Genomic DNA, 7,621 nt, shown 5'->3' with positions numbered 1-7,621 from the left:
TTGCAATGAAGCTGTGCGAGCCTTCAACGGTCAGGTCATATACGTGCTCATAGGGGCTGTCTACCGTTTTCACCCCTCTGATCCTCTACCACAGGATTTCGGAGTATGCAAGCTCCTCTAAAAACGTTAGTTTCCCCTTAATCTTCTCCTCTTTCTCTATTATCTCGCTGAGGAGCCAGACCAATTCATTATAAGCTTTATTGTCTTTATCCTTCAACATTTTAGCAATGTCCACAAGTAAGGTATAGGGTATCGTTCTCCGGCGTTTTCTCTTGAAAAGCTCGTAGAACTGTTTATATCCCATCCCACATTCCTCTGGTTTGACGAGTTCACCAATCCTCTGTCTGAGATCTTCCGGAAGTTCAACAGGAACCGCGGAAATTGTAGCTTTATCCTTCAGTCTCTCGATAACCGTTTGGAGCGCCCTCCGTGATATGGGTTCTCCTTTCTCGACGGCGCTCCTGAAAGTTGAACCATACGCATCTTCAAGGCTAAGCCCATAGAATCCCCTAATTTCTTTCAATATCTCTCCAGTGCCGGGTACAACATCAATGTTGGTGTCCCTTTTGGATCTTTCGAGTATCTTTATGAGCTCATCCAGCTTTCTGGCCTTTTCGGGATGTGAGAATCCTATGAGCGATGTGAACTTCAGCACGTTCTCGCCGTACAGTTTGAGCTCCCAGCGGTCGTGGTGGGAGATGATGGTTTTTCCGTTGATTTCTGAGCGCTGTCCTTTTCTTTTACGCTTCCTTAGATGGGCGACTATGCCAAAGCGGAGCATGGCCAGCTGGAGCTTTCTGGCGAGCTTTTCACTCGTCGTGTCGAGCTCAACATAAGAGGAGCCATTTTTCCTTATCACAACAGTTCCGTCACAATCGAAGAGACCTTTAATGAACGCTGAAAGAACTTCATCGGGGAGATTCATGAGGATTTCGCTCATATCAATGCGGTGTGATTTTGGAGACTGTGGAACACCAAGCTTGCTGAGGATGTGAGCCACCACCTTGGAGTGGAACCTAACAGCAGGTACACGGCCGTTCTGATGGATCTCCCCGGCTTTCAACCCGAAGAGCTCTTCAACAAGCTCCATAAACGTTCTTCTCATATCATCGCTGCTGTTTGAGAATCTTATGGAAATTCCCCAGCCTGCTTTTGATACATCTCCGTCTCCGGCCACAAGGCCCGCGAAGTATGCCAGCTTTTTGTCAACGTATTTGGGGAGTTTGACCATGTGTCCCGCTTGTAGAGACACACATTCAGGTGTTATCTCGTCCCAGCTCGCTTCGGCAAGCTCTAAGAGTGTTCTTAGGTGTTTCATCCTTATATTGCCCCTCGCTTTGGGATTGATCCAGCGGTAGTAAACCTCATCCTCGCTTACGCCGAGCTTTTTGGCGAGCTCCCTCTTTGTTATCCCCAGATCCATGCAGGCTCTTTCAATGAGCTCCCTCACTTTGTCTTTAATGCCGCAGATGACGAGATCATCGAGGTCTTCGAGCAGCTCAAGGGTGGTGATCTTCTTCCCCTTAACCTTCACCCTCCTTGCGGTTGCAACATAGTCGCCGGGTTTTAGCTCTTTTGCCTCCCTCCACTCCCATTCCCCGTTTTCTAATGTTAGCAGTTTTGTTTCCGGCGTTAGTGTTAGCTCTTTGCCGGTTACTGTTTTAATCTTTACCAGATGTTTGGGAGCTTTGAGCTTCCATACCCTGCTCATGGGAGTTTCCTTGATTTTTCCGTCTTTTGCTGAGGGAGTACTTTCAAAGATTGGGGCATATTCAATGCCTTCCGTGTATTCAAGCGAACCCACTTCTTTCATCCAGCGCTCGGTTAACTCTCCAATTTCGACGCCACCCGAGTCCGTGACTATGAGTGAGTCCGGGGCAACACACAAACCGGCCGCGCTTGAGCTTTTACCACTTGTATAAATGGCTCTCGGGGCCAAATTCGCCACATAGCGAAGGAGCTGGCTCTTAGCAACTCCAGGATCTCCTACAAGCAAAACGTGACTTTCTCCTCTAAGTTTTGTCCCATCGGGCAACTGCCTGTGCACACCGCCGAAGAGAGCCAAAGCTATGCCAAGCTTTTCTTTCCTCAGACCATAAATTGCTGGCGCTATTGAGTCCACTATTGCATCGATGACGTCCGGCCTCTTTGCGAGCTCCCTTATCCTCTGCTCATCCTCAGGCGAAATGTCAAGGTCTTCAACGTCCTTGCTTATATGGTCGATATGGTTGACCTCAAGTATCTTTTTGAAGATGGGTCTCTTCTCCTTGCTCTCCATTATTATCCGCAATATCCCTGTAATAATTACCCTATCTCCAGGGAGGGCAATGTCCACGAGGTCATCCAAGAGTATCGCATCAACAAAACGGGGCATCTGCCCTCCTTTGAGGCTCTCGGGTCTATCCTGAAGCCTGAATGTTTGGAGGTTTATGAATGAGCTCTTCTCAACATTTATATCCAGATTTCTGCTTCCACAGTTCTCACACCTAGGGGGCTTCACCATTGAGGAATAGGGCTTTTGAAGCCTTATCATCTCATTTCCACAATCTTTGCATACAAAAACTGCCTTCTGGACGAAGGGTTTTACCTCGCTGATTCTCGTGATAATGCCCTCAACCTGAATAAGCCGGTTTATGTGTTCAGCGCCAAGCTCTTTAACCAGCAGAGTTTGAGGAAGGCTGTAGAACCGCGCATGAAGCGCCATTTCCTCATCAAAATCCTCAAGAAGTATGGTTCTTATGGCATCTTCGGCTGCGAGCAAAACTTCCTCCGGATTCTCTATGAGTTCCTGAGCCAGGGGAGGATTAAAGGCGTTTAAATGAGACCAGTCAATATCCAGAGATTTTTTTGGAGTAACCGTGAGCAGGTCATTGATTTTAGAAATATAGACCTTATTTCCCTTAGAATCCGCGTAATTTCTCAGGAACTCAATAAAACCTTTAATCATTTCCTCCTTTTCCATCACTCCTCACCGGACCATATCTTAGAGTTATACACCTTATTTCCCTTAGAATCCGTATAATTTCTCAGGACCTCAATAAAACCTTCAGTCATCCCCATCATTCCTCACCAAGCCATGCCATTCTCATCTTAGACATCTGGAGATATAGCTCCTTCTCCTTTGGAGTGAGCTTATTTAAAATCTCAAGACTGTTGGGTCTCAGCATCACGGATTTTAGTATCTTGTTAAATCTGAGCTTTTTCAGCTCTTTGTACTTCTCCTTTAGATTTGCGAGCTTCGTTATGTAGGAGCGCAGGGTTTCGGGGGGATATCCTCCCGGATTTTCGAGAACTTTGTTAAGAAAATACATGTAGAACTCTGTTCTGTCGTAGAGGGAGCCATCTATGGTTATTAGAGGTCTGTTTTCCCTCTCCTCTTTTATATATTTATCCAGCTCGATGATTATCTTCTCAACCTCATCAATCACCTCGACTACCCCACTCTCCCAGAGCTCCTTGGCTTTCCAGTCCTCAATAAGCACCATATCTCCGGGTTTCCAGTCTCCAAAGGTACGCATGACCTTGACGGGAATTAATGCCCTTCCCACAAACATTATTCTCACCCTTTACCTCGTCAGAGACCCCATGGAATAGTCATCATACTCGGGTCTCAGCTTTTCTTCATCATCATCCGAGTTCTTCAGAAAGATATGTTGGACTTATTCTTAAGCATATCGAAAATTAGAAAAACAAGGGAAATGCTTCAAAATCCGGGTGTTAAATCCATAGGAGTTAGATCTTCAAGGAGGTGCTTGGCCAGCTTTATTGTGTTGTCTACATCCCTCACATCTGCTAGCTCAACCTGGGAGTGCATGTATTTTATGGGTATTGAGAGAACGGCAGTTGCCATTCCTTCCCTGTTTATCTGCATTATGTTAGCATCGGTTCCCGTTGGTCTCGGGCTTGCCTCGACTTGTAGAGGTATCCCATATTTCTTGGCGACTTCATCGGCAAACGCTCTAATCTTTGGATTTATGTTTGGGCCAACATCCATCACAGGACCCTTTCCAAGCTCAGGGACGATTTTACCCTTATCGCCCACCTGCTTCGCGAAGGTTACGTCCATGGCTATTCCAATCTCGGGATCTATCCCGTATGAAGCAACTCTTGCTCCTCTAAGTCCAACCTCCTCTTGGACGCTCCCTACAAAATATATGTCCGCTTCGTGCTTTTCAACGGCTTTTGCGGCTTCAATCATTGCATAGAGACATATCCTATCGTCGAGGTAGGGGGTGGCAAAGCGATTCTCGTTGAGCTTCACAAATGCTGGAGCGAATTCTCCAATTGTGCCCACCTTGAAGCCCATCTCCTCGGCTTCTTCCTTCTTATCGGCACCAACATCCACAACCAAGGTATCCCAATTCGCTGCTTTCTTCCTATCTTCAGGCTTTTGGAGATGAGGGGGTATGTGGCCTACGACGCCGTATTTTTCTCCCTTGTCAGTGAAGAAGCGGATTCTCTGTGCGACGAGAGTTCTTGGATCAACACCGCCCACGGGAACTATGTGCAGGTAACCGTTGTTGTCGATGTGGTTCACCATGACGCCAATTTTGTCCATGTGAGCTGCAATCATAATTTTTGGACCATTGCCTTTTTTGTGGGCTATAACGTTGCCGAGCTTGTCGACTTTAATTTCATCAACGTAATCCTTCAAAGCCTCGATTACAACGTCTCTAATTCCCGTAAACTCATAACCCGAAACACCCGGAGATTCAATAACTTTCTTCATTAAATCCCAGTCCACCATTTCAACCACCTCGTCCATTTAGATGTTAATCTTAATGTAAAATTTGCTATTTAAGCTTTATCCCTAAACCTTCATCACGTAGAAGAACCTATCCAGAGAGCCGTGAACCCTCTGGTAATATCTCTCAAGGACTTCAAAACCAATCTCCCTAGCAGCTTTTTCCGCATCAAACTGTGTCGGAAATGCTATTGCAAGGTGTCCTTCTAGAACATCGTAAATACTTTCAAGGGCTTTTTTGTAAAGCTCCTCCCTGTTCCATCCGGCTAGAGTTGCAGAGGTTCCATATGGTGGGTCGCTTGCTATTGCCTCGAATTTCTTCTCTCCAAAAACTTCCTTGAGGTTAGTTGCATCTCCAACCCTCAAATCGTAATCCCTAACACCATAAAACTCAAGGTTCCCTTTCGCCCCTCTGACCATATCATCTCTTATGTCCACGCCATAGACCTTAAGTCCCATAAGTCCAGCTTCAATCAAAATTCCACCGAGCCCCATAAATGGATCCAAAATTTCTCTCCTCGCTCTGGTAAGGTTGACCATTGCCCTCGAAAGGCGTGGAGGAAGAGATATTGGTTTAAAGAAAGGTCTTTTATCCGCCTTTCGGCTCTGGAATGATTTGGGATCGAAGTAGAGGCTCCTAACGCCAACCCAGAGCTTCTCACCGCAGTATACTCTAACGATGCTCTTTGGATGTGTTAAATTCACTTTAAGTCCCTCTTTTGTGATTATACCCCCAAGTTTTCCCTCGATATCCTTCACATCGTATCTGCAGTTTATCATTCTCTCTTTTCTAACCGCAAAAGGTTCTTCCAAAAAGCTCCAATCAATCGTCTGAGCTTTTGAGTACAGTTCTTCGAGACTCTCGGCGGAGAATAAAAGGATTCCCGCTTCATGGCTCATTCCAAGGCGACTTAAAAGAGGGAGGGCACTTTCGTCTGCCTCTAAAGCCAGGAACAGGTAATCCTTGTCCAAAACCCCAAATTTAGAACTCGCTAATTCGAGCAGGGCTTTAACCTCTCCCTCTGCAAGCTCCGGCAGGTTTCCAAGGGTTTCGACATAGAGCATGTTATGGAGTTTGAGCTGGCGTATTTAAAGTTTAAGGAAGTTAAGGAATTTAAGGAAATAATTTAAACTCCAGATACTGATTATCTATCATGCAGCTCTTCAACTCAAAACTGTGTGCCGTATGCAAGGGACGAAAACTCCTATGTGGCAGACCCACGTGTCCCATTCTCGAACGTTTCAGGGTAGCCAAGAAGCTTGAACCTAAGATTAATAAAAGGGAGATTTTTGGCTCGTCTCCGCCCAGCCTGTTTGTTGGAGAATTTGGCTACCCGAAGGTTAGAATAGGTCCTTTAGTGCCTCCCCTCGAGGGGAATACATCCAATCTGGACAGCCCTTTAAAATGGGAGAACAGGAGCATCAGGGATATACTCTATTATCGTTCTCTTCTCGTTATGGGTGAAACAAAAGCTGATGTGAATGTTAGGAAGAGTGGCCGTATTCTCGGGGAGATTCAGGAGCTTGCAATGTCAATAAAACCTGTGGATAGTGAGATTCTCCTTAAAAGGAAGCCCATCTTGAAAGTTCTGCCAAGTGAGTTTGCACCTCCGATTGGACCGAAGGCAGAGCTTCTGGACTTTGAATTAACGGAGAATCCGAAAATTCCGAGAAAAACGGATTATGTAGTTAGCGATGAGTTAAAGGCAGAGCATGCCGTGATGATTCTTTATAACTCCGGCTTTGATGAATATTACATAATAAGGCTTCTATCCGCAGGACTTCTCGGCATTCAAAGGAAGCTGGTCCCCACAAGGTGGAGCATTACAGCGGTTCAGGACACCATAGGGAAGCATCTCCGGAAAGAAATCATTCACTATGAACCGATAAACGAATTTGAGCTCTACTTCCATGAATTCCTCGGGAACCGTTACACCGTCCTTTTAATGCCCGAAACCTATGCCTTTGAGCTTTTGGAGGTCTGGCTTAAGGGTTCTCTCTTCGGTAGCGAGGAACCCCAAGTGATTCATGACTATGAGGACTTTAGGGGGAGAAAGGAATATGTTAAGGAGACAGCGGGAGCCTACCATGCGGCTCGTCTGAGCGTTCTTGAAGCTCTGAGAAAGAGGGGGAGACAAGCAAGGATTTTAGTCTTTAGGGAGGTAACTCCAAAGTACTACGCTCCTGTTGGTGTTTGGCAGATAAGAGTTGGAGTCAAAAAGGCCATGAGGAATCCCATTGGACGCTTCGAGACACTCAATGAGGCCCTCGATGCCATAAGAAAACGCCTCGAGTGCCCCTTTGAGAAGTACCTCTCCAGGAGCTACATCCTCAGGAGCCTCGCGAGGCAGATAACTCTGGACGAGTGGCTCGGAAAGAATTTATACCACATCACCGGAGAAAAGACAAATGGATGATGAGCACTCTACCCATTAAGTGGTTAGGATTGCACCCGACTTCCTCCCTATCCTGAAGGGCGGGGCTTGAAAAAAAGAAAAGCTTGGCTGATACCTTTTATCCCTCATCAAAATGTTTATTTGGACTTAATTAACATACTATCATGGTGATGTTAATGGGAGAAAAATACTCCTGTCCAGTTTGTCAAAATGCTACACTTGAAGAAAAATATGTGACAGTAGGATCGATTTTAAAAAGGAAGATAAAGATACTTGAGTGTCCATATTGTGGCACGAGATTTGAAAAAGTACTTGGAAATAGATACAAACTAAACTGGTTCAACGTAAACAACTATTCGTATCTTGCTGAAATTCCCAATAACCCCAGAAATATTAGTGAGTGGAATAAAGTAATTTCTCAACACCTATTTCGGAAGATACTCATAGAGTCATTACAGTCCGGAGAACTTTTGGATGATGT

The 7,621-nt window shown here is 45.6% G+C and carries 7 protein-coding genes; 2 read left to right on the top strand and 5 right to left on the bottom strand.

The genetic code is table 11. From position 1 onward, the window contains the following. From ACXJGZ_RS06990 to ACXJGZ_RS06970, 5 genes are all read right to left on the bottom strand, one after another. Positions 1-73: hypothetical protein (locus ACXJGZ_RS06990; RefSeq protein ID WP_456398783.1), on the bottom strand; the 73-nt coding region annotated here is incomplete at its 3' end. A 12-nt stretch (positions 74-85) separates the two neighbouring features. Next, the gene (locus tag ACXJGZ_RS06985; protein WP_456398778.1) at positions 86-2,962 is read right to left on the bottom strand and encodes an LAGLIDADG family homing endonuclease; all 2,877 of its coding nucleotides are present in this window, start codon (positions 2,960-2,962) and stop codon (positions 86-88) included. A gap of 97 nt (positions 2,963-3,059) precedes the next feature. Further along, positions 3,060-3,554, bottom strand: a complete 495-nt coding sequence (locus ACXJGZ_RS06980) for a hypothetical protein (RefSeq protein WP_293253640.1) — start codon at positions 3,552-3,554, stop codon at positions 3,060-3,062. Between the two features lie 149 nt (positions 3,555-3,703). Continuing rightward, the gene (locus tag ACXJGZ_RS06975) at positions 3,704-4,747 is read right to left on the bottom strand and encodes a lysyl aminopeptidase (RefSeq protein WP_293253643.1); all 1,044 of its coding nucleotides are present in this window, start codon (positions 4,745-4,747) and stop codon (positions 3,704-3,706) included. 63 nt (positions 4,748-4,810) lie between these two features. Next, a complete protein-coding gene (locus tag ACXJGZ_RS06970; RefSeq protein ID WP_456398776.1) occupies positions 4,811-5,809 on the bottom strand; it encodes a TIGR01177 family methyltransferase in 999 nt (332 codons plus the stop codon). Between the two features lie 86 nt (positions 5,810-5,895). On the opposite strand from ACXJGZ_RS06970, the gene ACXJGZ_RS06965 reads away from it, so the two are divergent. Both ACXJGZ_RS06965 and ACXJGZ_RS06960 read left to right on the top strand, forming a co-directional pair. Continuing rightward, positions 5,896-7,161, top strand: a complete 1,266-nt coding sequence (locus tag ACXJGZ_RS06965; protein WP_456398780.1) for an Nre family DNA repair protein — start codon at positions 5,896-5,898, stop codon at positions 7,159-7,161. 143 nt (positions 7,162-7,304) lie between these two features. Next, positions 7,305-7,621: hypothetical protein (locus ACXJGZ_RS06960; RefSeq protein WP_456398774.1), on the top strand; the 317-nt coding region annotated here is incomplete at its 3' end.

This window comes from Palaeococcus sp. (in: euryarchaeotes) (assembly GCF_053987695.1).
This window is presented reverse-complemented; position numbering and strand designations above follow the sequence as displayed.